The organism is Sphingomonas sp. RIT328 (assembly GCF_000632225.1).
Taxonomy (GTDB): domain Bacteria; phylum Pseudomonadota; class Alphaproteobacteria; order Sphingomonadales; family Sphingomonadaceae; genus Sphingomonas; species Sphingomonas kyungheensis.
This window is the reverse complement of sequence record NZ_JFYV01000034.1, coordinates 28,310-52,883: the sequence shown is the minus strand read 5'-3', so window position 1 is coordinate 52,883 and position 24,574 is coordinate 28,310. Positions and strand designations below refer to the sequence as shown.

21 protein-coding genes and 1 pseudogene are annotated in these 24,574 nt (G+C 70.6%); 10 read left to right on the top strand and 12 right to left on the bottom strand.

Going from position 1 to position 24,574, the window contains the following annotated elements; genetic code table 11:
* Positions 1 to 10: 10 nt before the first annotated feature.
* From BW41_RS20160 to BW41_RS14165, 8 genes are read right to left on the bottom strand one after another with little or no spacing between them, the layout of a single operon-like run.
* Positions 11 to 2,446, bottom strand: a complete 2,436-nt coding sequence (locus tag BW41_RS20160; protein ID WP_051583510.1) for a flagellar hook-length control protein FliK — start codon at positions 2,444 to 2,446, stop codon at positions 11 to 13.
* Positions 2,447 to 2,485: 39 nt separating this feature from the next.
* Positions 2,486 to 2,917, bottom strand: a complete 432-nt coding sequence (locus BW41_RS14195; RefSeq protein WP_037535170.1) for a hypothetical protein — start codon at positions 2,915 to 2,917, stop codon at positions 2,486 to 2,488.
* On the bottom strand, positions 2,910 to 4,235 hold the full coding sequence (locus tag BW41_RS14190) for a FliI/YscN family ATPase (RefSeq protein WP_037535169.1): 1,326 nt from the start codon (positions 4,233 to 4,235) through the stop codon (positions 2,910 to 2,912). The genes BW41_RS14195 and BW41_RS14190 overlap by 8 nt, the downstream gene beginning before the upstream one ends.
* Positions 4,229 to 4,978: a FliH/SctL family protein gene (locus tag BW41_RS14185; RefSeq protein WP_037535168.1), complete on the bottom strand. Its 750-nt coding sequence runs from the start codon at positions 4,976 to 4,978 to the stop codon at positions 4,229 to 4,231. Before BW41_RS14185 ends, BW41_RS14190 begins: the two co-directional genes overlap by 7 nt.
* A complete protein-coding gene (fliG, locus tag BW41_RS14180; RefSeq protein ID WP_037535167.1) occupies positions 4,971 to 5,993 on the bottom strand; it encodes a flagellar motor switch protein FliG in 1,023 nt (340 codons plus the stop codon). The genes BW41_RS14185 and fliG overlap by 8 nt, the downstream gene beginning before the upstream one ends.
* Complete coding sequence (gene fliF, locus BW41_RS14175) at positions 5,990 to 7,669, bottom strand: flagellar basal-body MS-ring/collar protein FliF (RefSeq protein ID WP_037535166.1); 1,680 nt, start codon at positions 7,667 to 7,669, stop codon at positions 5,990 to 5,992. The genes fliG and fliF overlap by 4 nt, the downstream gene beginning before the upstream one ends.
* A 3-nt stretch (positions 7,670 to 7,672) precedes the next feature.
* Entirely contained in the window at positions 7,673 to 8,026 is a 354-nt protein-coding gene (fliE, locus tag BW41_RS14170) for a flagellar hook-basal body complex protein FliE (RefSeq protein ID WP_037535165.1), read from the bottom strand.
* Positions 8,023 to 9,333, bottom strand: coding sequence for a sigma-54 interaction domain-containing protein (locus BW41_RS14165; RefSeq protein ID WP_037535164.1), 1,311 nt, complete (start codon positions 9,331 to 9,333; stop codon positions 8,023 to 8,025). Before BW41_RS14165 ends, fliE begins: the two co-directional genes overlap by 4 nt.
* A gap of 267 nt (positions 9,334 to 9,600) precedes the next feature.
* Between BW41_RS14165 and BW41_RS14160 the strand changes: the two genes are divergently transcribed.
* On the top strand, positions 9,601 to 10,629 hold the full coding sequence (locus BW41_RS14160) for a flagellin N-terminal helical domain-containing protein (protein WP_037535163.1): 1,029 nt from the start codon (positions 9,601 to 9,603) through the stop codon (positions 10,627 to 10,629).
* A gap of 339 nt (positions 10,630 to 10,968) precedes the next feature.
* On the opposite strand, the gene BW41_RS14155 is transcribed toward BW41_RS14160, so the two are convergent.
* Complete coding sequence (locus BW41_RS14155; RefSeq protein ID WP_235199777.1) at positions 10,969 to 11,892, bottom strand: L-threonylcarbamoyladenylate synthase; 924 nt, start codon at positions 11,890 to 11,892, stop codon at positions 10,969 to 10,971.
* A gap of 36 nt (positions 11,893 to 11,928) precedes the next feature.
* Here BW41_RS14155 and BW41_RS14150 point away from each other — a divergent pair, with 36 nt between their 5' ends.
* Both BW41_RS14150 and BW41_RS14145 read left to right on the top strand, forming a co-directional pair.
* The gene (locus tag BW41_RS14150) at positions 11,929 to 13,647 is read left to right on the top strand and encodes an acyl-CoA dehydrogenase (protein WP_037535161.1); all 1,719 of its coding nucleotides are present in this window, start codon (positions 11,929 to 11,931) and stop codon (positions 13,645 to 13,647) included.
* A gap of 147 nt (positions 13,648 to 13,794) precedes the next feature.
* Positions 13,795 to 14,613 (top strand): arylamine N-acetyltransferase family protein, encoded by an 819-nt coding sequence (locus BW41_RS14145; protein WP_037535160.1) that lies wholly within the window; start codon positions 13,795 to 13,797, stop codon positions 14,611 to 14,613.
* A gap of 161 nt (positions 14,614 to 14,774) precedes the next feature.
* On the opposite strand, the gene BW41_RS14140 is transcribed toward BW41_RS14145, so the two are convergent.
* Both BW41_RS14140 and BW41_RS14135 read right to left on the bottom strand, forming a co-directional pair.
* Entirely contained in the window at positions 14,775 to 15,131 is a 357-nt protein-coding gene (locus tag BW41_RS14140) for a GntR family transcriptional regulator (RefSeq protein WP_037535159.1), read from the bottom strand.
* A 52-nt stretch (positions 15,132 to 15,183) separates the two neighbouring features.
* Complete coding sequence (locus BW41_RS14135; protein WP_037535158.1) at positions 15,184 to 15,762, bottom strand: nitroreductase family protein; 579 nt, start codon at positions 15,760 to 15,762, stop codon at positions 15,184 to 15,186.
* 117 nt (positions 15,763 to 15,879) lie between these two features.
* Between BW41_RS14135 and BW41_RS14130 the strand changes: the two genes are divergently transcribed.
* Positions 15,880 to 17,481, top strand: a complete 1,602-nt coding sequence (locus BW41_RS14130) for a peptide MFS transporter (protein ID WP_037535157.1) — start codon at positions 15,880 to 15,882, stop codon at positions 17,479 to 17,481.
* A 116-nt stretch (positions 17,482 to 17,597) separates the two neighbouring features.
* Here BW41_RS14130 and BW41_RS14125 read toward each other — a convergent pair whose 3' ends face one another.
* Positions 17,598 to 18,818 (bottom strand): dicarboxylate/amino acid:cation symporter, encoded by a 1,221-nt coding sequence (locus tag BW41_RS14125; protein WP_037535156.1) that lies wholly within the window; start codon positions 18,816 to 18,818, stop codon positions 17,598 to 17,600.
* Between the two features lie 59 nt (positions 18,819 to 18,877).
* Between BW41_RS14125 and glmM the strand changes: the two genes are divergently transcribed.
* The 6 genes and pseudogenes from glmM (at position 18,878) to folP (ending at position 24,512) form a co-directional block, all read left to right on the top strand.
* Entirely contained in the window at positions 18,878 to 20,230 is a 1,353-nt protein-coding gene (gene glmM, locus BW41_RS14120) for a phosphoglucosamine mutase (RefSeq protein WP_037535155.1), read from the top strand.
* On the top strand, positions 20,230 to 20,454 hold the full coding sequence (locus tag BW41_RS14115) for a DUF1272 domain-containing protein (RefSeq protein ID WP_037535154.1): 225 nt from the start codon (positions 20,230 to 20,232) through the stop codon (positions 20,452 to 20,454). Before glmM ends, BW41_RS14115 begins: the two co-directional genes overlap by 1 nt.
* A gap of 173 nt (positions 20,455 to 20,627) precedes the next feature.
* On the top strand, positions 20,628 to 21,395 hold the full coding sequence (gene thiD, locus BW41_RS14110; RefSeq protein ID WP_037535153.1) for a bifunctional hydroxymethylpyrimidine kinase/phosphomethylpyrimidine kinase: 768 nt from the start codon (positions 20,628 to 20,630) through the stop codon (positions 21,393 to 21,395).
* Between the two features lies 1 nt (position 21,396).
* Positions 21,397 to 21,990: pseudogene (locus tag BW41_RS14105) on the top strand (ribonuclease HII); the annotation flags it as partial.
* Between the two features lie 258 nt (positions 21,991 to 22,248).
* Positions 22,249 to 23,391 carry a site-specific DNA-methyltransferase gene (locus tag BW41_RS14100; RefSeq protein ID WP_037535152.1) on the top strand — a complete coding sequence of 381 codons (1,143 nt, stop codon included), beginning with the start codon at positions 22,249 to 22,251 and terminating at the stop codon, positions 23,389 to 23,391.
* Between the two features lie 65 nt (positions 23,392 to 23,456).
* A complete protein-coding gene (gene folP / locus BW41_RS14095; RefSeq protein WP_037535318.1) occupies positions 23,457 to 24,512 on the top strand; it encodes a dihydropteroate synthase in 1,056 nt (351 codons plus the stop codon).
* Positions 24,513 to 24,574: the final 62 nt, after the last annotated feature.

Here is a 24,574-nt window from a genome sequence, read left to right as displayed (position 1 = left end):
CGGTCAGGGTTCAGGCGACGCGGCCGTCGTCGGCGGCGTCACGATCGGGGGAGGGGGCGCGGGCCGGGGCGGCCGGCTGACGTGTGGCCTGCGGCTGGCGCTGCTGCTGTTGATGCTGGTTGGTTTGCGCCTGCTGGGCGGTCGATGGATTATTCTGTTGCGCGGACGTGCCGTTGCCCTGGCCCTGCGGCTGGTTCTGCGCGCCGGTCTGGGGCGAGGTGGCGGCGGGCGGCGTCACCGGCGCCGCCTCGACCACCGACTGGCCGATATGCAGGCCGCGCTCACCGGCGATCGCGGCGAGGCGCGGCTGCGCCTCCTCGATCAGGCTGCGTGTCGTCGCGTCGCTGGCGGCGAAGCGGACGTGGATCGCATCGCCGACCGTCTTGACCGCGATATCGACGACGCCGAGCGCATCGGGGACGAGGCGGATACGCGTGTCCTGCGCGTTGGCGGCATCGCGCAGTGTCTCGATATGGTCGATCATCGCGGTCGGCCAGCCGGTCTGGCGCATGTCGAGCGTCGGCTGCACGTCGGTGATGAGCGGTGCGGCGGTGGTGACGGCAGCGGTGCCGGTGGCGGTGAGCGCCGGGGTCAGCTCTGCCGGATCGGCGGCGCGGCGCTCCTCGCGTCCGGCCGCCTGGATCGCCGCGCCGAACACCTGCGCCGCCGGGGCGGTGGTGCCCGCGGCGGGCTGCGGCAGCGCGGCCTGCGGGCGGAGCGTCACGCTCTGGCGCCGGCCGTCGACCTCGCGGACGAAGGCACGGGGGGAAACGGCGGTCGCCGCGACGGCTGAAGCGGTCGACGCAGGCGCGGCGGGCGGCGTCGCGACGGGGGCGGGCGTCGCGGTCGCGGCGATCACCGGTGCGCCGGCGACCGCGACCGGCGCGGCGGCGGCGATCAACGGGGCGGAGGCTGGCAGGACCGGGGCGGGCGGCGGCGCGGATGCGGGCGCTGATACGGTCCTGGGCGCCGGCATCGGCACGATCGCTGCCGCTGACGTCGGTGCGACCGGCGCGGCGTCCGCCACGGACGCGCCGGCCGTCGCCAGCGGCGCTGGCGTCGATGCGGCGGCGGGGGTGGCTTGCGGCATGACGGCGGTTGCGGCGGCGGGGGCCGGCACAGTCGGTGTCGGCATCGGCGCCGCGACCGGGACGGCCAGGCGAGCGTCTTCGCCCGTGACCGTGCGCGCGATGCCTGATTGTGCTGCTGCAAAGGGTCCGGTCGGGCGCGCAGGATCGGAGCGCTGTTCGGTGGAGGATGTCGACGCGGTCGCCCGGACCGACGCGGACTGTGTCGGAACGGAAGCGGCGACCGGCGGCTGTGCGGCCATGTCCGCAGCCGGTGCGGCGGCAGGCTGCGTGGCGCGCGTCGGGCGTTGCTCGGGCGCGGCCAAGGGCCGTCCGACGGTGTCGGCCTGCGCGTCCGGTAGCGCGCCCTGCGGCGTGGCGCTGGCGACCGTGGAGGTCGGTTGCGGTTGCGCGGCGAGAGGCGCGCCTTGCACCGCCGTCGATCGCGTCGCCGGTGCGGCGGGGCGCGCCGCGACTGCGGGCGCTGTCGACGGGGCCGGCGGGGGCGGGGCCGGCGTTTCGGCAGGCGGTGGCGCGGCGATCATCGCCGGTTGCGGCGTGGCCGGCAGGACCGCGGCGGTGTCGGCTGCGGGGGTGTCCGCATCCTCCGTCTCGGCGGGCTCGTCCTCGTCCAGCGGTGCGGAGAGATCGACCTCCGCCGGCATCGGGCCGGCCATGGCGGTCGACGGATCTGCGACCGCAGCGAGTCTGAGCGCGGTCTGTCGTCCACCCGGCAGCGGAGTCGCCGGGGCCGCCGTCGTCTGGAGCGGAGGCGCGGCCGGTTTCGCGGGAGCCGCATCGGGATCCACGTGAGCGGTCGCAGGCGGCTCCGTCGGTGCGATCGGTTCGGCCGGCGCGGCATCGCCGGTGGGCTGGAGCGACGGCGTCGGTGCGTCCGGCGCGCTCGGCTGCGCCGGTACCGGCGCGGCGACAGCGGCAGCAGGCGCCGCCGGCTGGCGACGTGCCGGCGGCGCGGCCACCACGATCGTCGGGGCGGCAGCGTCCGGCATGGGCTGGACCGGCAGCGCCGCTGCGGTCGCGCCATTCGGCGTCGTCGGCGGTGCGGTGGGGACGTCGAGCGGTGCGGGCACCGGCATATCGACCGCGGCCAGCCACGCCAGCGCCGGATCGACGGCAGGCGTCGGCGGCGCGACGGTTGCGACGGGGGCGGTCGGCAGCACCATGCCGGGGGCGGCAAGCTCTTGCCGGATCGGCGTCACCCCCACGGACGTGGGCGGCAGCATCGGCGCGGTGGCATCCGCCGCATCGCCGCCCGCCGCGAGCATCGACAGCGCGAACAGGTCGCCATCCGCGGTGGATACGCCCTTGCCCGGCTGGCCGGGGGCGATCGTGAGCAGCGCGGAGGCGGGGGTGATCATCGGGGCAATCTCGTCAGCAACACGGGTGTCCCGAGTCACTCAGCAAGGATCGTGCCGTTTTGCCTTGAGCGGCGACACGGGCGGTGTATCCTCCAGCGCGCGCATCTCCTTCGCCACCGCGGCGCGGCGGGCGCGGGCGATCAGCTTCTCGATCGCGCTCTGATCGCGCTTGGCGGAGCGCGTCGCCTCGACCGCGCGATTGACGAACATCTCGGCGGACTGGACGCGCGCCTGCGCCGCGGCGGAGGATTGATGCAGCCGCTCGCGGAAATGCGCCTGCGCGCCGAGCGCGGCGGCGCTGTCATGCGACGCCGGCGTCGGCGACACCGCATCGGCGAGCGCCTGGATGCGGCGGGCGAGATGCGCCTCGCTCGCGAATTTCTCGTGCGCGCGCATCTCGTCCGCGCGGCTCAGCCCGAGCTGGAGCGTGCGGACGCGATGGATGCGTGCGAGCTTCTTGGCGTCAGGCACCGAAGACGCCGGTCAGTTCGGCGATCGCGTCGCCGAGCCCGACGACGTCGTCGGAGCCCTGGCGGATATATTCCATCACCGCCGGATGCGCGGCGATCGCCGCATCGATCGCGGGATCGGCGCCGGGGCGATAGGCGCCCATCAGCACCAGGTCGCGATTCTCTTCATAGGTGGCGAGGTGGCGGCGCAGCACGCGCGCGGCGTGGACGTGATCGGCATGGGCGATGTCGGTCATCACGCGGCTGACCGACGGGCCGATGTCGATCGCCGGATAGACGCCGCGCTCGGCGAGATGGCGGTTGAGCACGATATGGCCGTCGAGGATCGAACGCGCCGAATCGACGACGGGATCGTTGCCGTCGTCGCCGTCGGCGAGCACCGTGTAGATGGCGGTGATCGATCCGCCGGTCCGCACGTCGGTGCCGGCACGCTCGATCAGATTGGGCAGCATCGCGATGGCGGAGGGCGGATAGCCGCGCGCGCTCGCCGGTTCGCCGAGCGCCAGCCCGATCTCGCGGCCGGCGTGGGCGACGCGGGTCAGGCTGTCCATGATCAGCAGCACCTTCTTGCCTTCGTTGCGGAAGGCTTCGGCGATGGCGGTGGCGCGCAGCGCGCCGCGGATGCGCAGCACCGGCGAATGGTTGGCGGGTACGGCGACGACCACCGACCGCTGGCGCGCGGCACCGGCGACCTTGGTTTCGAGGAAGTCGGCGACCTCGCGGCTGCGTTCGCCGATCAGGCCGATGACGATCACGTCCGCCTGCGCGGCGCGCACCATCATGCCGAGCAGCACCGACTTGCCGACGCCCGATCCCGCCATGATGCCGACGCGCTGGCCCTGGCCGATCGTCAGCAGGCCGTTGATCGCGCGGACGCCGACGTCCATCGGTTCGAGCACGCGGCCGCGGTCGAGCGGCGATTGCAGCTTGCCGGCGAGCGGCCAGCTGCCCGCGCCGCGGATCGGGCCGAGCCCGTCGATCGGCCGGCCGGCGCCGTCGACGACGCGGCCGAGCAGCGCCGCGCCGACCTCCGCCTCGCCGGGCGGGCCGACGGGGCGGACCGGCGCACGCGGCAGCAGCGCGGCGGGACCGCCGAGGTTCATCAGCAAGGTGCGGCCGTTGCGGAAGCCGATCACCTCCGCCTCGACCTTGGCGCCGGTTTCGCCGATCTCGCAGATCGTGCCGACCGGCAGCGACAGGCCGACCGCTTCCATCAGCAGGCCGTCATAGGAGGCGAGCCGGCCCGACACCTTGGGCGCCGGGCGGAAATCGGTGACGGCGAGCGTTTCGAGATAGTCGCTGGTGAAGCGGTTCAACACGCGCGCGCCTCCAGCGGCGGCACGGGGATCCGGTCGATCGCCTCGGCGAGCTGGCCGAGCCACAGCGCCGGGCCGTCCTCGATCAGCGTCGAGGCGCTTTCGAGCACGAAGCTGCCGCGTGCCAGCGCCGCATCGCCCGCGGCGAAGATCGATTTGGGCAGCGCGCCGTCGACCAGCGGCAGGTCGTCGGGATGCAGCCGCAGCAGCGCCGATTCGCCCGCCTCGGCGAGCAGTTCGGCCGCCGCCTCGATCCGCGCGGTCAGCACCGCCGGCGCGACGCCGCATTCGCCGACCAGCTTGTTGACGAGCAGCAGCACCGTCTGGCGCAACTGTCCGGCGATACGGTCGCGGTCGAGCTGATGGCCGTTGGCGAGCGCGGCGGTGAGCTGGGTGAGCAGCGTACGGTCGCGGTCGCCGCTTTCCCGCGCAGCGGCGGCGGCGGCGGCGAGGCCCTCGGCATAGCCGGCGGCATGCGCGGTCTCGATCGGATCGATGAAGCCGGTCGGCTCCGCCTCGCTGTCGAGCGGGTCCCAGCCGCGCGTCGGCTTGTCGCCGCCGGGATCGGCCGGGCTGAAGTGGCGCGGGCCGGAGCGCGGTTCGGGATCGGGCGCGGCGCCCATCGTCCGTTCCAGCGTCGCCCACATGTCGCGCGGCGAGAAGCCCGCCTGCGGCGCGAAAGCGGCCTGCAACAGATGCGCGGCGGTGTCGTGACGGGCGGCGAAGCCGGCGACGAACTCAGACATAATCGTCGTCGCCCGCGCCCATCATGATCGTGCCGTCCTTGGCGAGGTTGCGCGCGATGCCGATCATCGCCTTCTGCGCCTCCAGCACCTCGGCGAGCTTCATCGGCCCGCGCGCCTCCATCTCGTCGCGGATGCCGTCGGCGGCCCGCGCCGACATGCAGCCGAGGAAGCGGTTGCGCGCATTCTCGTCGACGCCCTTGAGCGCGCGCGACAGGATGTCGCCGTCGACGTTGCGGATGAGGGTGCCGAGATTCTTGTCGTCCATGTCGAGCAGATTGTCGAAGACGAACATCGCCTCTTCGATCGCCTTGGCGACATCCTTGTCGATCTTGAACAATTTGGGCAGCACGCGCTGTTCGGTGGCCTTGCGCGCGCCCTGCAGGATCTTCGCCGCCTCGCGCGTGCCGCCGAGCGACAGGCCGCTCGCCGAGCCGCCGCCGCTGCCGCCGCGCCGGTTGGCGAGCACCGTCTTCAGCGTGTCGATCGCATCGGCGTTGATCGGCCCCAGCCGGGCGATGCGGTGGAGGATGTCGGGCTGTACCGCATCGGGGAGCAGTTCGAGCACCTGGCCGCCGACCGCGGGGTCGAGGTTGGCGATCATCACCGCGGCGATCTGCGGATGCTCCTTCTCGATCATCTGCGCGATCTCGCTGGCGTCGAGCCAGTCGAGCAATTCGAGTTCGCACGCCGCTTCGGGCGGGGTGATGCGGGCGAGCACGCTCTCCGCCTTCTCGGCGCCGAGCGCGCGGTTCATCACCGCCTCAATGCGCGGGCGCGGTTCGAAGGTGACGCCGGTGCGCTCGCGCGCCTTGCCGACGAAATCGTCGAGCACGTCCTCCATCTCCTGTTCGGAGACGTCGGCGACCGCGAACATCGCCGAGCCGAGCTGGCGCACCTCCTCGGGGTCGAGCTTCTGGAGGATGGCCGCGGCCTCGTCCTCGCCGACCAGCATCATCAGCACCGCGGCGCGTTCGACGCCGGTATAGGTGCGCGCGGGGGCAGGGGCGGCGGTCACTTGGCGTCGGCCTTGATCATGTCGCGGATCGCCAGCGCGGCGCGTGCCGGATTGTCACGGGTGAAGCCGCGCACCGCACCGATCCGGTCGTCGACCGTCTGCGTCGCCTCGAGCCGGTCGAGGCTGACCGCCTCGTGCACCGTGATGCCGTCACTCTCGCCGCCGGCGATCGTGCCGCCGGGGCCGGCGAGCGCCGGGGTGGCATCCTCGCGCTTCTTCATCAGACCCTTGGCGAGCGGACGCACGCCGAGCAGCAGGACGAGCAGCGCGATCAGGATCGCGGTGGCGTTGCGGGCGAGCACCGGCAGCCAGGCATTGTCATACCAGGCGGGACCACTCGTATCCGCCGAGGTGTCGGCGAACTTGCGGCTGATCACCGTCACCTGATCCTGACGCGCCTGATCGAAGCCGACCGCGCTCTTCACCAGATCGGTGATCTGCGTGATCTCCGCCGCGGTGCGCCGCGACTTGTCGGGATCGCGCAGCAGCACCGCCACCGACAGCCGCTTGACCGAGCCGGGCGCCTGCCGCGTCACCGACACTTCCTTGCCGAGGTCATAGGCGCGCTGGAAGCTGTCGCTCTGCTTGTTGGGATTGGGGGCGGGGCCGCCGGCGGTCGGCGTCGGCGCGGCGGCGGGATTGCCGCTCGCCCCGACCGCGGGCTGCGGCGTCTGGAGCTGGCTGGCGGGCGGCGGCGTGTTGGACAGCGCACCGGGGATGCCGCCCGGCGTCGCCGGCGCGTTCGCCTGATTGCCGACCCAATTGCCCGTCTCGGCGCGCAGCGCGCCGGCCTTGTCATAGGTTTCGCGCGTCGCCTGCGTCTGGTCGAGGTTGATGTCGGCCTGCACCTCGGCGGTGAAATTGCCGGCACCGACCAGCGGCGTGAGCAACTGGACGAGCTGCTGGCGGACCTTGTCCTCGGTCTTGCGCTGCATCTCGAGCCGCGCGTCGCTGTCGGCATCGGCGCCGCCGGCACCCGGCTTGGACAGCAAGGCGCCCATCTGGTCGACGATCGTGACGCTTTCGGGCTTCATTCCCGGCACCGACGAGGCGACGAGATTGACGATCGACTGGACCTGCGCCTGGCTGAGCGCACGGCCGCCCTGCAGCTTGACCACCACCGAGGCGGAGGGCGAGGCATTGTCGCGCACGAACACGCTGGCTTCGGGCATGGCGAGATGCACCCGCGCCTCGGCGACCGCGTCGATATCCTCGATCGAGCGGGCGAGTTCGGTCTCGCGCGCCTGGCGCAGCCGCTCGCCCTCGACGGCGCGGCTGACACCCATCGGCAGCTGGTCGAGGATCGCATAGCCGCCCGGCGCCTGTTTCGGCAGGCCCTGGCCGGCGAGCAGCATCCGCGCCTTGCTGTACTGATCCTCGTTGACGGTCAGTGCGCCGGTGCCCTCGTCGATCTTGCTGGCGATGTTCGCCTGCGTCAGCGCGCTGGTCACCGCCTGTTTGTCGGCGTCGGTGAGGCCGGTGAACAGCGTCTTCTGCGTCGGCGTCGAAAAGGTCATCCAGGCGAGCGCGGCGGCGCCGATCAGCGCGACGAGCATCGCCATCGGCAGGCTGCGGCGGACCGCGGGCTGCGCCAGCACGCCCTTGATCTGCAACAGCGGGTTGGCGAATTTCTCGGGCAGCGCCGAGGTCGAAACGGGGGCGAGGGCAGTGCTCATCGATTACACCGGCATGCTCATGATGTCCTTGTAGGCGGACAGCAATTTGTTGCGGACCTGCAGCGTCGCCTCGAACCCGACCGAGGCTTGCTGGCGGGCCAGCATGACCTTGGCGATATCGACCGTCTCACCGCGTTCGTAGCTTTCCGACAGCGCCGAAGCCTTGTTCTGGCCGGCGTTGACGTCCTTCAGCGCATCCTGGAGCGTATCGGCGAAGCTGGTCGGCTTGGCCGCCGCCGGTGCGCCGTCGGTCGCGCTGGCGCGGCTCAGCGCCTGATTGCGTTCGAGGATCTGCGCGCGCAGCTGCATCACCCGGTCGACGCTCATCGCGCCGCCGACATTGGCGACGCCGGTCATGCCGATGCCGCCATGCTGAGCGGCCGGGCGAGATCGTCACCCTGTTCGCGCGCCTTGGCGAGGCGGTAGCGCAGCGTGCGCTCCGAGATGCCGAGCCGGCGCGCGGTCTCGACCCGGCTGCCGCCGCACGCCGCGAGCGTTTCGCGGATCGCCTGGAATTCGCTCATCTGCACGACGTTGCCGAGGGTCGCCGGTTCGGCCGGCGCGGGCGCCGGGGCCGCGAACAGCTGCGTCACCGGCGCGGGATCGCGGTGGAAGGTGAAGCTGACCGGCCGGTCAAAGACGATATGGCTCGCCTCGATCGTGTCGCCGCCGGCGAACAGCAGCGCGCGCTGGATGACGTTCTCGAGCTCGCGGACGTTACCCGGCCAGTCGTGGCCCATCAACGTCTCGATCGCCGCGGCGGTCGGCCAGGGCACCACCGCGCGCGATCCGGCATGGCGCAGGATCATCGTCGCGGCGAGCGCCGGAATGTCCTGCGGGCGCTCGGCGAGCGGCTTGGTCGACAGCGGGAAGACCGACAGGCGGTAGTAGAGATCGGCGCGGAAGCGGCCGGCGGCGACCTCCGCCTGAAGATCGCGGTTGGCGCACGCGACGACGCGCACGTCGATGCTCTGCGGCACCGAGGCGCCGATCGGCACGACCTCGCGCTCCTGCAGCACGCGCAGCAGCTTGGCCTGCAGTTGCAGCGGCATCTCGGCGATCTCGTCGAGCAGGATGGTGCCGCCGTCGGCGGCGCGGAAGAAGCCTTCGCCACCCGACGAGGCGCCGGTGAACGCGCCCTTCTGATGGCCGAACAGCAAGGCTTCCAGCATCGTTTCCGGCAAAGCGGCGCAGTTGATCGCGATGAACGGGCCGTCGCGACGCGGTGACTGGTTGTGGATCGCGCGGGCGAGCACTTCCTTGCCGGTGCCGGTCGGGCCGTTGATCAGCACGGTGATGTCCGCCTGCGCGACGCGCTCGGCGAGCGCCAGCAGCGCGAGGCTTTCGGGATCGGCGGCGGTCGGCATCTCGGCCCCGGCGACGAGCGCACGGGCGAAGCCGTGGCCGACCGCGGCATCCTCGGCATCGAAGGCGATCCGCGCCGGATTGCCGTTGCGCGACGGCAGCACCTGGCGCTGCTCGCCGCCGATGATGACGGTGCGCGCCGGCGCCGGCGGTGCCTCGCCCTCGGCGATCAGGAACAGGTCGCCCGGACCCGGCTGCGCCGTCTCGAACGAGCCAAGCCCGAAGCCCTGCGCACGCAGGCTCGAGACGAGCGGATAGTGACGCTGCAACACCGCAGCGGAAGGAAAAATCGAACGCATTGCTATCCCCCAAGGACAAGGCTGCAATGCGGGCCGGCTAGTAAATGCGGGATTAAAATCCGTTTCAGGCCGGCAAAATTTTTCCGGGCGCGACACGCGCGTGCCGCCCGCGTGTCTACGCGCGCGTAGACACGTGCGTGAGGCCGGCAAAATCGCGGCGCCGGATTTTTCGCTAAATCGCCCGGGGGCTTGGCCGTTTCCCCATTTGGCGGCTCGGCCCTCCGCTCTGGGGGCGGCGGGGAGCGCCGCAGCTTTTGGAGACATCACATGACCGTTATCGGCACCAACATCGCGTCGCTGCGTGCGGCGAACGCTTCGACCACCGCCAACATGCAGCTGTCGACCGCCATGGAGCGTCTGTCGACCGGCAAGCGCATCAACTCGGCGAAGGACGATGCCGCCGGCCTCGCGATCTCGACCTCGATGAACGCGCAGGTCCGCGGCATGAACCAGGCGGTGCGCAACGCCAATGACGGTATCGCGCTCGCCCAGACCGCCGACGGCGCGCTCGGCGAAGCCAGCAACATCCTGCAGCGGATGCGCGAACTCGCCGTCCAGTCGGCGTCGGGCACCTATCAGGACTCGGACCGCACCAACATGGGCACGGAAATCGCCGAGCTGCAGAAGCAGCTGGTGACGATCTCGCAGACCAAGTTCAACGGCGTGTCGCTGTTCAGCGCCTCGGCCGACCAGAGCATCGCGATCCAGGCGGGCGCCAATTCGAGCGACCAGATGAAGCTGACGATCAACAAGCTCAACCTGGTTCCGGTCAGCGGTACCGTCACCGCCGGTTCGGTGACCGCCGGCCTGACCACCGCGCTCGGCGCGAGCGATCCGCTCGTCGGCACCAAGCGCACCGTCACCGCGGAAGACGTGGCCTATGGCGGCAAGCTCGGCGGCGCGACCGTCACTTCGGCTGACATCGGCACCGAGAAGACGCTCGCCACCGGCGACCAGATGTATCAGCCGGCCGGTTCCGACGGCATCACCGGTGGTATCTCGGTCAGCAACGCGACGAATGCGCAGAACGCCCTCGCCACGCTCGACACCGCGCTGAGCGCCGTCAACACGACCCGCGCCTCGATCGGTGCCGGCCAGAGCCGTCTGCAGTCGGTGGTCAACAACCTGACCACCAACGTCACCAACCTGACCGACGCGAAGAGCCGCATCGAGGACGCCGACTTCTCGGCCGAGACGACCGCGCTCGCCAAGGCGCAGATCCTCAGCCAGGCGTCGACCGCGATGCTCTCGCAGGCGAACCAGAGCCAGCAGGGCGTGCTCAAGCTGCTCCAGTAATCCTCAGATCGGCGCTGGCGCCGCCCCCCAAGGGCAAAGGCGCCGACCGAGCTTGTTCCCCAAGGACAGGCGAAGCCAGAATCCCGGTGGCCCTCGCGCCGCCGGGATTTTCGGCGTCTGGTAGGCTTTGGCAGGCAGGCGATGCGTATTCGGCGGCGAACACTACGGAGGTGGGTGTCGTTGCCTAGCGTCGCAGTGTTCCTGCGCAAGCAGGAACCCAGGTCAAGCAGAGCAACGACTGACTTGCCTTGCGCCCCTGGGCTCCTGCGTCCGCAGGAGCACTGGCCAGTATTATTCAGGTCTTGCCTGCGCGGAAATGACAGGCGGGTAGATGCCCGCCTAGCGATGCGCGGCGCGCGCGAGCCGGTCGTTGATTGCGACGCCCAGTCCTTCGGCGGGCACCGGCGCCACCGCGATCGCCTCGCGGTCACTCGCGTCGGCGCGGTGGAGCGCGTCGAACAGCCGCGCCGCCGCCTCGCGCAGGTCGCCCGTTGCCGACAGCATATCCTCCCCGCCGACCGCGCCGAACCCGATCAGCCACTCGTCCGGCCGCGCCTCGGTCGCATCGAGCCGCAGCGGCTTGCGCGGCGCATAATGGGTGGCGAGCTGCCCCGGCGCGGTGATCGCAGACTCCTTTATATAGGGGAGGGCGGGAAACGGCAGGTCGGCGGCGGTGATCGGGCCGGGGCGCAGGATCGTCCGCCCGGCGATGATCGTCGATTCGAGCCCCGCCTCGGTCGCCCCGTCGTCGAGGATCAAGGGCACGCGGGTGCCGAGGCTCTGCGCGACATGCGCGGCGCGGGTCGGGCTCAGCTGGTTGCTCGCATTGGCGGAGGGCGCGGCGAGCGGTCGGCCGGTCGCGGCGAGCAGCGCCTGCATCGCGCGGTGGCGCGGCACCCTGATCGCCAGCGTCGCCAGCCCTGCCGTCACCAAAGAGGCGATCGGCGCGCCGTCGCGCAGCGGCAGCACTAGCGTCAGCGGCCCCGGCCAGAAACGCGCGGCGAGCGCGCGCGCATCGGCGTCGAACACCACCAGCCGCTCGGCGGCGGCATGATCGGGAACGTGGACGATCAGCGGGTTGAAGCTCGGCCGGCCCTTGGCGGCATAGATGCCCGCCACCGCATCGGCGTTGCCGGCGTCGGCGGCGAGGCCATAGACCGTCTCGGTCGGCACCGCGACGCATTCGCCGGCGGTGATTCGCGCCGCCGCCTCGGCGAGCGCGGCCATGCCGTAGGGTAAGATGCGCGGGTTTGGATCGGCCATCCGTCGGGGCTATATCGTCTCCCTCACCAGGAGAGAATGATGTCCTTTACCGCAGCCGTGGCCGATCAGCGTTTCGTGCTGGAGCATGTCGTCAGAATCGACGAACTCGCCGCCACCGATCGCTTCGCCGCCGCGAGCGCCGACGTGGTCGACGCGGTGCTCGAAGGCGTCGGCCAGTTCGCCGCCGGCGAATGGGCGCCGCTCAATCGCGAGGGCGATACGGTGGGTGCCAAATGGTCGCCCGACGGCGTGCATATGCCGGCGAGCTTCATCAAGGCGTATCACGATTACGTCGAGGGTGGCTGGGGCACCATCGGCGTGCCGGAGGATTTCGGCGGGCAGGGCCTGCCGTTCGCGATCCAGACCGCGGTGCTCGATACGCTGGGCAGCGCCAACATGGGCTTCGCGCTCTGCCCGACGCTGACCGTCGGCGCGATCGAGGCGCTGATCCACCATGGCAGCGATGCGCAGCAGGCGCAGTATCTGCCGCATCTCGCCACCGGCGAATGGACCGGCACGATGAACCTGACCGAGCCGCAGGCGGGCAGCGACGTCGGCGCCTTGCGCGCCACCGCCAAGCCGCTCGGTGACGGGCGCTGGTCGATCAAGGGCACCAAGATCTACATTTCGTTCGGCGACCACGACATGGCGGACAATATCGTCCACCTCGTCCTCGCCCGCACGCCCGATGCACCGGCAGGGACGCGCGGCATCAGCCTGTTCCTCGTCCCCAAATTCCGCCTCGATGCCGAGGGCCGGCCGGGCGACTTCAACGACGTCCGCGTCGTGTCGATCGAGCACAAGATGGGCCTGCACGCTTCGCCGACCTGCGTGCTGAGCTTCGGCGATCACGACGATTGCATCGGCGAGCTGATCGGCGCGGAACATGGCGGGATGCGCGCGATGTTCACGATGATGAACAATGCCCGGCTCAACGTCGGCTTGCAGGGCGTGCAGATCGCCGAGGGCGCGACGCAGAAGGCGGTCGGCTATGCGCTCGAACGCGTCCAGTCGGCGCGGGCCGGTGCGGCGAGCAAGGAGGCGGTGCGCATCGTCGATCATCCCGACGTGCGCCGCATGCTGCTGCGGATGAAGGCGCAGACGCAGGCGGCGCGCGCGCTCGTCTATTATGCCGCGGGGCAGGTCGATCGCGCCGCGCTCGGCGACGCGGCGGCGCGCAACCGGCTGGAGGTGGTGACGCCGCTCGCCAAGGCGCATGGCACCGACATCGGCAACGAGGTCGCCAGCCTCGGCATCCAGGTGCACGGCGGCATGGGCTATGTCGAGGAGACCGGCGCGGCGCAATATTTCCGCGATGCGCGGATCACGCCGATCTACGAAGGCACCAACGGCATCCAGGCCGCCGATCTGGTCGGGCGCAAGCTGGCGCTCGACAATGGCGGCGCCTTCGCGGCGCTGGTCGCCGACATGCGCGGCGAGGCGGCGCATCCGCAGCTCGTCGCGCTGATCGACGCGGTCGAGCGGATCGCGCGCCGGCTGGCCACCGCGGATGCCGACGACAGGCTCGCCGCGAGCTATCCGTTCCTGACGATGACCTCGGTCGCGGTCTGCGGCTGGCTGATGGAGCGCTCCGGCCGGCTGGTCGCGGGCGACGACGGCTTCGCCACCGTCAAGCGTGCGGCGTCACGCTTCTACCTCGACCAGATCGTGCCCGAGGCATTGGGGCTCGAGGCGGCGGCTTGCGCCAGTGCCGAGGTGCTGTACGCGGTGCCGGCCGAGGCGTTTGCCGCCTGACCTAATCCTCCCCGGTACGGGGAGGTGGCAGCGCGCAAGCGCTGACGGAGGGGGGCTTCCGCAGGCGCTACGAGTGCGGCAGCCCCCCTCCACCAGCCTGCGGCTGGTCCCCCTCCCCGCGAGCGGGGAGGATTTTAAGGAAACCCCATGTTCGATCTCGACGCCTATCTCGCCCGCATCGGCCTGCCCGCGCGCGTCACCCCGGATGCCGAGGGGCTCGGCCGGTTGCAGCGCGAGCATCGCCTGTCGATCCCGTTCGAGAATCTCGATGTGCGGCTCGGCCGCGGCATCGCGATCGACGGCGCGTCGGTGTTCGCCAAGCTCGTCACCGGCAAGCGTGGCGGTTATTGCTTCGAGCAGAACCGGCTGTTCATGGATGCGCTGACCGCGCTCGGCTTCACCGTCCGCCCGCTGCTCGCCCGCGTCTGGCTCGGCGCCGAGCAGGCGCCGCCGCTGACGCACACGTTCAGCCTGGTGACGATCGACGGCCGCGACTGGATCGCCGACCCCGGTTTCGGCGGCAGCTACGCGCCGGTGATGGCCCTGGCCGACGGCTGGCAGGCGGAGGCCCCCGACGGCGCCGCGTTCAAACTCGAGCGCGACGCGGAGCATGGCTGGATGCTCAGCCGCCGCGGCGATCCCGGCTCGACCGACGGGCGCGGCACCGGCGAGGGCTGGCAGCGGCAATATAGCTTCCACGAGGCCGAGGTGTTCGACGCCGATCTCGCGCTGTCCAACCACTGGACCGCGACCGCGCCGGAGAGCCGCTTCACCCAGCGGACCATCGCCAGCATCGTTCTGCCGCACGGCCTCGCCGGGCTGACCGACCGCCGCTATCACCGCCGCGCCGGCGACAACAGCAGCGTCGCCGAGATCACCGACCCCCGCGTCTATCGCATGCGGATGTCGCTGATGTTCGGGATCGACCTGACGCCGGACGAGGTGGCGGCGCTGGAGTTGTTCTGAACCGGGGGCGGGGGGCTCCCCGCTGTTCGGATTGAGCCTGTCGAAGCCCGCCCCCTCCCACGCGTTGGCTCACCCGGGCAAGCCGCCCTTCGACGGGCCCGGGGCTGACGGATGAGGGTATGAGGCTCGAAACACCTGCGCCGGGCTTGCTGCCCGCGGGGCTACGCCCGTTCGCAGGCGAGCAGGTCGGCGGCGTCGAGGCCGAGCAGGTCGATATAGCTGCGGATGCGCGGCCATTGCGTCTCGACGAAAGCGGCGCGTTCGGCGGCGCGCAGATTCTCCGCCGCGCCGGGCAGCACGAACATGCCGACGCCGCGGCGCACCTCGACATAGCCGTCGTCCTGGAAGCTCTGATAGGCCTTGGCGACGGTGAGCGGGTTGGCGCCATGTTCGGCGGCGAAGGCGCGCACCGAGGGAAGCTGGTCGCCGGCGCGATAGTCGCCGCGCAGGATGCCTGCCGCGATGGTGCCGCGTAGCCGGATATAGACCGGGCTGTCCTCGTTGCTGAGCGCTGTCATGCTGACTTAATACACTATTCCTGACAAAGGTCCATCGCGCACCGACGCGGCGTCATCCCGCCTTGGGCCAGTGCGAGACGATGCGTGCGAGATCCGGGCGGGGCCGTTCGTCGAGCGGCCGTCCCGGCGTGCCGATGAAGACGAAGCCGGCGATCCGTTCCGGCGCGGCGCCGAATGCGTCGCGCACCCGATCGGAAAAGGTCGGCCAGCCGGTCAGCCAGCCCGCGGCGAAGCCCATCGCATGCGCGGCATGCAGCAGGTTCATCGTCGCTGCACCCGTGGACAATTCCTGCTCCCACAGCGGGATGTGACTGGTCGTCACCGGCGCGGACAGCACCACGACCAGCGCCGGCGCCTGCCGCGCGAACTGGTCGAGCGCATCGGTGTCGCCGCGCGGCGCCTGCGGGCGTTCGGCGCGATAGGCGTCGGCCAGCAGCTGCGACAAGGCATCGCGATCGTCGATCACCACGAACCGCCACGGCGACAGCTTGCCGTGATCGGGGGTGCGCGCGGCGATGGCGAGCATCTGGTCGAGCTGCGCCGCATCGGGGCCGGGGGCGACGAGATCGCGCGGCTTGCCGGAGCGGCGGGTGGTGAGCAGCGAGAGCGGCGTGGCGGTGTCGTTGAACATGATGCCCGCCCATAGCCGCTGGCGGCGATGTTTACAGCAGGGGATCAGCCGTTAGGTTGACGCGATCCGCCGCCCGATCGGGCAGGCTCCATGTTTGTGTCGGAGTTGTCAGACCTTATGGCCATCACATCGGCGAGCGGAGGCGGCGTACCGGCCCACGCGCGCACCCTCCTCGGACACCCGCTCGGGCTGTTCATGCTGTTCTTCGCGGAGATGTGGGAACGCTTTTCCTATTACGGCATGCGCGCCATTCTGGTCTTCTACCTGACCAAGCACTTCCTGTTCGGCGAACAGCCCGCCTTTGCGGTCTATGGCGCCTATACCGCGCTGATCTACGTCACGCCGATCATCGGCGGCTATATCGCCGACCGCTATCTCGGGCCGCGCAAGGCGGTGCTGGCGGGCGGCGTGCTGATCACCATCGGCCATCTGATGATCGCTGCGTTCGAGGCGCCCGCCGGTGTGCAGGGCAGCGCACTCAACGGCTTCTACCTCGCGCTCGCCTTCATCATCGTCGGCACCGGCTTCCTCAAGGCCAATATATCGGTGCTGGTCGGCAAACTCTATCCGCGCGACGACAGCCGCCGCGATGGTGCGTTTTCGATCTTCTACATGGGGATCAACACCGGCGCCTTCATCGGCCCGCTGCTGATCGGCTATCTCGGCGAGCGGATGGGCTGGGGCTGGGGCTTCGGCGCGGCGGGGATCGGCATGGCGCTCGGCCTGGTCGTTTTCGTGCTGCTGCGCCGCGAATTGTACGACGTGGGCGAGCCGCCGGTCGTCGGCGGGCTCAGCGCCAAGTCGCCGATCGGCCTGTCGGTCGAATGGACGATCTATGCGGGCGCGCTGGTCGGCGTCGCGCTGTCGTGGTGGCTGGTGCGCAGCCAGGGTGCGGTCGGGCTGGTGCTGATCGTCGGCTCGGCGCTGACCGTCGGCTATATCCTGCTCACCGCGTTTCGCGCGCTGCCGCGGGTCGAGCGGCATCGCATCTTCGCCGCGCTGTTCCTCGTCGCGCTGTCGCCGCTGTTCTGGGCGCTGTTCGAACAGGCGGGATCGTCGCTCAATCTCTACACCGATCAGTCGGTGGACCGCACGGTGTTCGGCTGGGAGATGCCGGCCTCGTGGTTCCAGTCGGTCAATTCCTTCTTCATCATCACGCTCGCACCGCTGTTCGGCCTGCTGTGGACGGCACTCGGCAAGCGCGGGCTGGAGCCGTCGGCGCCGTTCAAGTTCGGCATCGGCCTCGTCCTCGTCGGTGCGGGATTTTTCGCGCTGATCCTCGGCGCGCCGGCGAGCGGCCTCACCCCGGCGATCTTCGTCATCCTGCTCTACATGCTGCACTCGATGGGGGAGCTGTGCTTCTCGCCGATCGGCCTGTCGTCGATGACCCGGCTGTCGGTGGCGAGCATGACCGGGCTGATGATGGGCACCTGGTTCCTCGCCACCGCGGCGGGCAATTTCATCGCCGGGCTGATCGCGCAGGCGACCGGCGGCGAGGGCGCCGGACCCGCACAGGTGCTGGTCGTCTATGGACGGATCGGCTGGTTCTCGATGGGCGTGGGGCTCGTCGTGCTGGTGCTGGCGCCGTTCGTGACGCGGCTGATGCACCTCGACACGATCGGCGAGGATGCCGAGCATGCGCTCGCCGGCGAGGCGGCGATCGGCGAACCCGCCGCGGCGGGCGTGGATACGCGGGACGAGCAGCGGCCACGCCGCTGATCAGAGGCCTGTCCTCACCCTTCCCACTGCTGCGGCAGCGGGCCCCTTCCTCTCCCGCCGGGAGGGGGAGAGATGGCGCAGCCATCGACGGGTGAGGGCAGGGCGGAACGCCGGCCTCAATCCCGCCGCTGCACCACGCTGGTCACGGCGACGTCCATCGTGACGTTGCCGACGGTGCGGAACAGGTCGGGCACCGTCTCGACCGCGACGAGCAGGCCGAGCGCCTCGATCGGCACCCCCATCGCGAAGGCGACGGGGGCGACGCTGGCGAAATAGCTGATCGTGCCCGGCAACGACACCGATCCCATCGTCGTGATCGCCGCGGTCGCCACCCCGGCGGCGAGCTGGCCCGTGCCGATCGGCACGCCGAGCCAGCGCGCGACGTAGAGCGCCACCGCGAGGTTCATCGCCGGGCTGGTCGCGCGGAAGATGGCGACCGCGACCGGCAGCACGATCCCCGCGGTCGCCGGCGCGACGCCGACCTCGCCCGCGCCCTTGAGCATCGCCGGCAGCGAGGCGAGCGACGATTGCGTGCTGATCGCCACCGCCTGCGCCGGTGCGACCGCGCGGGCGAAGCGGCCGATCGGCACGCCGCCGGCAAAGCGCGCGACCAGATAGGCGGCGAGCAGCACGATCACCCCGATCGTCGAGACCATGGCGATATAATGGATCAGCGCGCCGAACGCCGCCGCGCCGGTCCGCGCGCCGACGCCGAAGGCGAGCGCGAAGATGCCGATCGGCGCGAGCTTGAGCACCCAGCCGATGATCACCAGCATCGCGTCGGTGATCGCACGGAACAGCTCGGTCAGGCGATGCCGCGCCGCATCCTCCAGCCGGGTGATCGCAAAGGCGAAGGCGAGCGTGAAGACGGTGAGCGGCAGGAAGGCATCGCCCGCCGCCGCCGCGACGACGTTGGTCGGCACGATCGTGTCGAAGAAATCGGTGAGCGTCGGCACCGTGCCGACCGCCGGTGCCGCGGTGAGCGCCTGGCGCAGCGCCGCCGACCAGGCGGCGGGCAGCGGCCACAGGTCGAGCAGCAGCGGCATCACCGCCGCCGCCATCAGCGTCGTCCCCCACAAGACGATCACGAACAACAGCACCGCGCGCCCGGCGATCCGCCCGGCCTTGGCCGCCTCGGCGGTGGCGGCGATGCCGGTGACGAGCAGCCCGACGATCAGCGGTACGATCACCATCTGCAACCCGTGCAGCCACGCCTCGCCGATCGGCCGGGTGACGCTGGCGATGGCGAGCGCGACGGGTTCGTCGATCGTCACGGCAAGGATGCCGAGCGCGATGCCGGCGATCAGCGCCAGCAGGATACGGGTGGCTTGCGACATCGGGTTCCTTGGCGCATCGGGAAGCTGGTCAGACGGCATAGCGGAGCGGATGTCACGCGATGGCAAGGAAATATTTCGGTACCGACGGGATTCGCGGCCTCACCAACAGCGGCGCGATGACCGCCAGCATGGCGATGAAGGTCGGGATGGCGGCGGGCGCCTACTTCCAGCGCGGCGATCACAAGCATCGCGTGCTGATCGGCAAGGACACGCGGCTGTCGGGCTATATGCTGGAATCGGCGCTGGTCGCCGGCTTCACCAGCGTCGGCATGGACGTCATCATGGTCGGCCCGCTGCCGACCCCTGCGGTGGCGATGCTGACCCAGTCGATGCGCGCCGACATCGGCGTGATGATCTCCGCCAGCCACAATCCCTTCGCCGACAACGGCATCAAATTGTTCGGGCCCGACGGCTACAAATTGTCCGACGAGGCGGAGGCGACGATCGAGCAATTGATCGACAGCGCCAAGGACGGCGAGGTGCCGCTGTCGCAGCCCGCGCAGATCGGGCGCGCGCGCCGCATCGACGATGCGCAGGGCCGCTATATCCACTTCGCCAAATCGACCTTCCCGCGCGACCTGCGGCTCGACGGCCTGCGCATCGTCATCGATTGCGCCAATGGCGCCGCCTATAAGGTCGCGCCGATGGCGCTGTGGGAGCTGGGCGCCGACGTCGTGTCGATCGGCATCACCCCCAACGGCACCAACATCAACGACGGCGTCGGCTCGACCGCGCCGCAGACGCTGTCGGAGACGGTGGTCGCGGCGGGGGCGGATATCGGCATCGCGCTCGATGGCGACGCCGACCGGCTGATCGTCGTCGACGAGACCGGCACGGTGGTCGACGGCGACCAGCTGATGGCGACGATCGCCGCGGGCTGGGCGCGCGCCGGGCGGCTCGCCGGGGGCGGACTGGTCGCGACGGTGATGTCCAATCTCGGCCTCGAACGCCACCTCAAGGCGCAGGGGCTCGGCCTCGTCCGCACCAAGGTGGGCGACCGCTACGTGCTCGAGAAGATGCGCGCTTCGGGCTATAACGTCGGCGGCGAACAGTCGGGGCATATCATCCTGTCCGACTATGGCACCACCGGCGACGGCCTCGTCGCGGCGTTGCAGGTGCTCGCCGAGATCAAGCGCGCCGGTGCGCCGGCGAGCGAGGTGCTGCACCGGTTCGCGCCGCTGCCGCAACTGCTCAAGAACGTCCGCTTCGCCGGCGGCAAGCCGCTCGACGACGAGGCGGTGAAGGCGGTGATCGCCGACGCCGAGGCGGAACTCGCCGGCACCGGCCGCCTCGTCATCCGCCCGTCGGGCACCGAGCCGGTGATCCGCGTCATGGCCGAGGGCGACGACGCGCGGCAGGTCGAGACCGTGGTCGATCGCATCTGCGACGCCGTGCGGCAGGCGGCCGCCTGATGCTGGCGATGCACCCCGATTGCACGCGCTGCGGCGCCGATCTGCCCGCCGACGCGCCGGGCGCGTTCATCTGCTCGCTCGAGACGACCTTCTGCGCGGAATGCGCGGACGAACTCGACGAGCGTTGCCCGGAATGCGGCGGCGAACTGCTCGACCGGCCGACGCGCTCCGGCAAGGTGCTGAAAGCGCATCCCGCGGCGGGGGAGCGCCGCTTTCAGAGCTAGCGCTGGCGACGCTGGGCGTCCGAGGCATCGGACGTTCCGGTGGGTTGGCGGAGCGTCGGCGAGGAGGGCGGCCGCAACCTTCCCCTGTTTCGGCGGGTGAAGCTGTGGCAAGGGCGCGGCATGGCATCGACGATCCGCCAGCCCCGCCACCACCGCCACGCCGGCCGCGCAGGATGATCCCGCGCGTGCTGATCGTCGCCGGCTCCGATTCGGGTGGCGGCGCGGGAATCCAGGCGGATATCAAGACCGTGACGATGCTCGGCGGCCATGCGATGACTGCGATCACCGCGGTGACCGCGCAGAATACGCTCGGCGTGCAGGCGATCCACCCGATCCCCGCCGATGTCGTCGGCGCGCAGATGCGCTCGGTGATCGAGGATATCGGCGTCGATGCGGTCAAGATCGGCATGATCGGCTCGGCGAGCGTCGCGCATGCCGTCGCCGACCTGCTCGAACAGCTCGACGTGCCGATCGTCTTCGATCCGGTGATGATCTCGACCAGCGGCGCGGTGCTCGCCGATGCCGCGACGATGGGTGCGTTCGGGCGGCTGATGCACGTCGCCTCGGTGGTGACGCCCAACGTCCCCGAAATGGCGGTGCTGGGCGGCGAGGCGGCGGTGCTCGCGCATGGCTGTCACGTCGTCGCCAAGGGCGGGCATGGCGACGGCGAGGAGATCGTCGACCGGCTGCTGTCGCCGCAGGGGGAGATCGCGCGCGCGGTCGGACGGCGCTTCAACACCGTCGACACGCACGGCACCGGCTGCACGCTGGCGAGCGCGCTCGCCGCCGGGCTGGCGGGCGGCATGGGGATCGAGGCGGCGTTCCGCCGCGCGGTGCGCTTCGTCCGCATCGCGATCGTCAACGCGCCCGCGCTCGGCGGCGGCCATGGGCCGATCGGCCATACGCTCGGCGTGGTGCCGTTCGATGCGATGGAGAGCTGACGTGCCGGGCTGGAAGCACGAGAAGGCGTGCCTGCCGCCGGTCGCCGGGGTCGACGAGGCGGGGCGCGGGCCGCTCGCCGGGCCGGTGGTCGCCGCGGCGGTGGTGCTGCCCGCCAAGGGTACGCCGCGCGGCATCGACGATTCGAAGAAGCTCGCCGCGGCCGAGCGCGAGCGCCTGTACGGGCTGATCACGACCCGCGGCGTCCATGGCGTCGGCATCGTCGAGCCGGCCGAGATCGACACGCTCAACATCTATTGGGCGACGATGAAGGCGATGACACTGGCGGTCGATGCGCTGGTCGCGCGGCTCGGCTGCGATCCCGGCCATGTGCTGGTCGACGGCAACCGTCTGCCGCGCTGGTCGTACCAGGCCACCGCGATCGTCTCGGGCGATGCGCACAGCCTGTCGATCGCGGCGGCGTCGATCGTCGCCAAGCACGTCCGCGACGGCATCATGCGCGACCATGCTTTGGTCCATCCCGAATATCACTGGCATTCGAACAAGGGCTATGGCTGCAAGCACCATCTCGCCGCGTTGCGCGAGCATGGCCCGACGCCGCTCCACCGCCGCAGCTTCGCGCCGGTCGCCGCCGCCGTCGCCCGAATCACCGCCGGGCGCGTCGAGACCCCCGCCGGCGCCGAAATCGGCGCTGCGCCGGTCACCAATTTGGCCGATGAGTCTTTTGAGTCACACACGCTAGCCTTGGGGGCAGGGCGCGCCGCCGATTCCCCATATCTGGGTTGAGGCCGCTCCCGCCCGCCGCGGCAGAGCCGCGTGCCGGCGATGGATTAACCAATGATCGCTTGACGCGAGTCCCCGGTTTCGCGCGAATGGGCCGGCAAGGGGGACCTCATGGCGGTTATCGACAAGCTCAGGCAGGTGCAGGTGGCGACGCGCGTCGCGGCGCCGATGGCGGCACCGGCGTTGCCGCTCGACACGATCGTCCGTGGCGATTGCATCGCAGCGATGCGTGCACTGCCCGACAAGTCGGTCGACATGGTGTTCGCCGATCCGCCCTATAACCTGCAACTCGGCGGCGAGCTGTTCCGCCCCGACGGCAGCCATGTCGATGCGGTCACCGACGATTGGGACAAGTTCGACACCTTCGCCGCCTATGACGCCTTCACCCGCGCCTGGCTGGCCGAGGCGCGGCGCATCCTCAAGGACGACGGCACCATCTGGGTGATCGGCAGCTATCACAACATCTTCCGCGTCGGCGCGGCGGTGCAGGACCTCGGCTACTGGATCCTCAACGACATCGTCTGGCGCAAGGCCAATCCGATGCCCAACTTCCGCGGCACGCGCTTCACCAATGCGCATGAGACGCTGATCTGGGCGGCGAAGGGCGAGGGCGCCAAATATACCTTCAACTACCGGTCGATGAAGACGCTCAACGACGAGTTGCAGATGCGTTCCGACTGGGAATTCCCGATCTGCGGCGGCGGCGAGCGGCTCAAGAAGGACGGCGTCAAGGTTCATCCGACGCAGAAGCCCGAGGCGTTGCTGTACCGCATCCTGCTCGCCTGCACCAAGCCGGGTGACGTGGTGGTCGATCCCTTCTTCGGCACCGGCACCACCGGCGCGGTGGCGAAGCGGCTCGGCCGGCGCTGGATCGGCATCGAGCGCGAGGGCGATTACATTGCCGCCGCGGAAGAGCGGATCGCGGCGGCGCTGCCGCTCGACGAATCGGCGCTGGCGACGATGCAGAGCCCGCGCCAGCAGCCCAAGGTGGCGTTCGGCATATTGGTCGAGAACGGCTATCTCCACCCCGGCGCGACGCTGACCGACGCCAAGCGCCGCTTCCGCGTGACGGTGCGCGCCGACGGCAGCCTCGTCTCCGATTGCGGCGCGGCGGGGTCGATCCACAAGCTCGGCGCGACCTTGCAGGGCGCGCCGGCGTGCAACGGCTGGACCTTCTGGCACCACGACGGCGCCGGCAAGCTCCAGCCGATCGATACGCTGCGGCAGACCTACCTGCTGGCGACGCAACCATAAAAATCCTCCCCGGCCGGGGAGGATTGGCGCTTGCGTCGATGGCGCCCGCGTCGGAAGGATCGGCGATGCGCTTCCATCTTCGCCCCGTGCATTTCGTCGACAGTCCGGTCACGCAGGCGGACGGCGCGGTGGCGCGGCTTGCCGGCGGGCTGCAATGGTTCGCCGGCTATGAGGTGATCGAAGCCGGTCGACGCCGCACGATCCCCGTTACGGAGGTCGCCACGCTCGGCGAGCATGCCGTCCGCCTCCATGCCGCGATCACCGCGCCCCGCGCGCCGCTGCACCTCGGCGAGCGGACGCTGCGGCTCGACCAGCCGCTCGTCGCCGGCATCCTCAACGTCACGCCCGACAGTTTCTCCGACGGCGGCGGCTATGGCGACGATCCCGCTGCCGCGGCGGCGGCGGGGGTCGATATGGCGGCGGCGGGGGCGGCGCTGATCGACCTCGGCGGCGAATCGACCCGGCCCGGCGCGGCGGCGGTGTGGGAAGGCGATGAGATCGCGCGCATCCTGCCGGTGGTCGAACGGCTCGCGCGCAGCGGTACGCCGGTCTCGATCGACACGCGCAAGGCGGCGGTGATGCGCGCCGCCCTCGCCGCGGGGGCGCATATCGTCAACGACGTATCGGCCTTGCTGTGGGATGACGAGGCGCTCGGCGTGGTCGCGGCGGCGGCCTGCCCGGTGGTGCTGATGCACTCGCCCGATCCCAAACAGGGCGGGCACGCCCGCACCGGCTATCGCGACGTGCTGACCGAGGTGTTCGACTGGCTCGAGGCGCGGATCGCGGCGGTGGTCGCGGCGGGGGTCGATCGCGCGCGGATCGTCGTCGATCCCGGCATCGGCTTCGGCAAGACGCTCGCCGAGAATCTGGCGCTGATCAACGGCCTCGCCATCTTTCACGGGCTCGGCTGCGCGATCATGCTCGGCGCGAGCCGCAAGCGGATGATCGGCGCGCTCGATCATGAGGCGCCGGTGGCGGAGCGGCTCGGCGGCAGCCTGACGCTGGCGCTCAAGGGGGCGGAGGCGGGCGTGCAGATCCTCCGCGTCCACGACGTCAAGGCGAGCGTGCAGGCGCTGCGCGTCTGGCGCGGGCTGCGCGACCAGGCGCTGGTCGGTGGCTGAATTGTGATTTTGCGTTGCAGCGAAGCGAATGTTGATGCGTTCGGGCCGCTTCGATCCCATCT

What these genes read in the sequence shown, in the direction of transcription:
- BW41_RS20160 (WP_051583510.1), bottom strand. Translation starts at nt 2,446, where the DNA reads ATGATCACCCCCGCCTCCGCGCTGCTCACGATCGCCCCCGGCCAGCCG.
- BW41_RS14185 (WP_037535168.1), bottom strand. Translation starts at nt 4,978, where the DNA reads ATGTCTGAGTTCGTCGCCGGCTTCGCCGCCCGTCACGACACCGCCGCG.
- fliF (WP_037535166.1), bottom strand. Translation starts at nt 7,669, where the DNA reads ATGAGCACTGCCCTCGCCCCCGTTTCGACCTCGGCGCTGCCCGAGAAA.
- fliE (WP_037535165.1), bottom strand. Translation starts at nt 8,026, where the DNA reads ATGACCGGCGTCGCCAATGTCGGCGGCGCGATGAGCGTCGACCGGGTG.
- BW41_RS14165 (WP_037535164.1), bottom strand. Translation starts at nt 9,333, where the DNA reads ATGCGTTCGATTTTTCCTTCCGCTGCGGTGTTGCAGCGTCACTATCCG.
- BW41_RS14160 (WP_037535163.1), top strand. Translation starts at nt 9,601, where the DNA reads ATGACCGTTATCGGCACCAACATCGCGTCGCTGCGTGCGGCGAACGCT.
- BW41_RS14155 (WP_235199777.1), bottom strand. Translation starts at nt 11,892, where the DNA reads ATGGCCGATCCAAACCCGCGCATCTTACCCTACGGCATGGCCGCGCTC.
- BW41_RS14150 (WP_037535161.1), top strand. Translation starts at nt 11,929, where the DNA reads ATGATGTCCTTTACCGCAGCCGTGGCCGATCAGCGTTTCGTGCTGGAG.
- BW41_RS14145 (WP_037535160.1), top strand. Translation starts at nt 13,795, where the DNA reads ATGTTCGATCTCGACGCCTATCTCGCCCGCATCGGCCTGCCCGCGCGC.
- BW41_RS14140 (WP_037535159.1), bottom strand. Translation starts at nt 15,131, where the DNA reads ATGACAGCGCTCAGCAACGAGGACAGCCCGGTCTATATCCGGCTACGC.
- BW41_RS14135 (WP_037535158.1), bottom strand. Translation starts at nt 15,762, where the DNA reads ATGTTCAACGACACCGCCACGCCGCTCTCGCTGCTCACCACCCGCCGC.
- BW41_RS14130 (WP_037535157.1), top strand. Translation starts at nt 15,880, where the DNA reads ATGGCCATCACATCGGCGAGCGGAGGCGGCGTACCGGCCCACGCGCGC.
- BW41_RS14125 (WP_037535156.1), bottom strand. Translation starts at nt 18,818, where the DNA reads ATGTCGCAAGCCACCCGTATCCTGCTGGCGCTGATCGCCGGCATCGCG.
- glmM (WP_037535155.1), top strand. Translation starts at nt 18,878, where the DNA reads ATGGCAAGGAAATATTTCGGTACCGACGGGATTCGCGGCCTCACCAAC.
- BW41_RS14115 (WP_037535154.1), top strand. Translation starts at nt 20,230, where the DNA reads ATGCTGGCGATGCACCCCGATTGCACGCGCTGCGGCGCCGATCTGCCC.
- thiD (WP_037535153.1), top strand. Translation starts at nt 20,628, where the DNA reads ATGATCCCGCGCGTGCTGATCGTCGCCGGCTCCGATTCGGGTGGCGGC.
- BW41_RS14100 (WP_037535152.1), top strand. Translation starts at nt 22,249, where the DNA reads ATGGCGGTTATCGACAAGCTCAGGCAGGTGCAGGTGGCGACGCGCGTC.
- folP (WP_037535318.1), top strand. Translation starts at nt 23,457, where the DNA reads ATGCGCTTCCATCTTCGCCCCGTGCATTTCGTCGACAGTCCGGTCACG.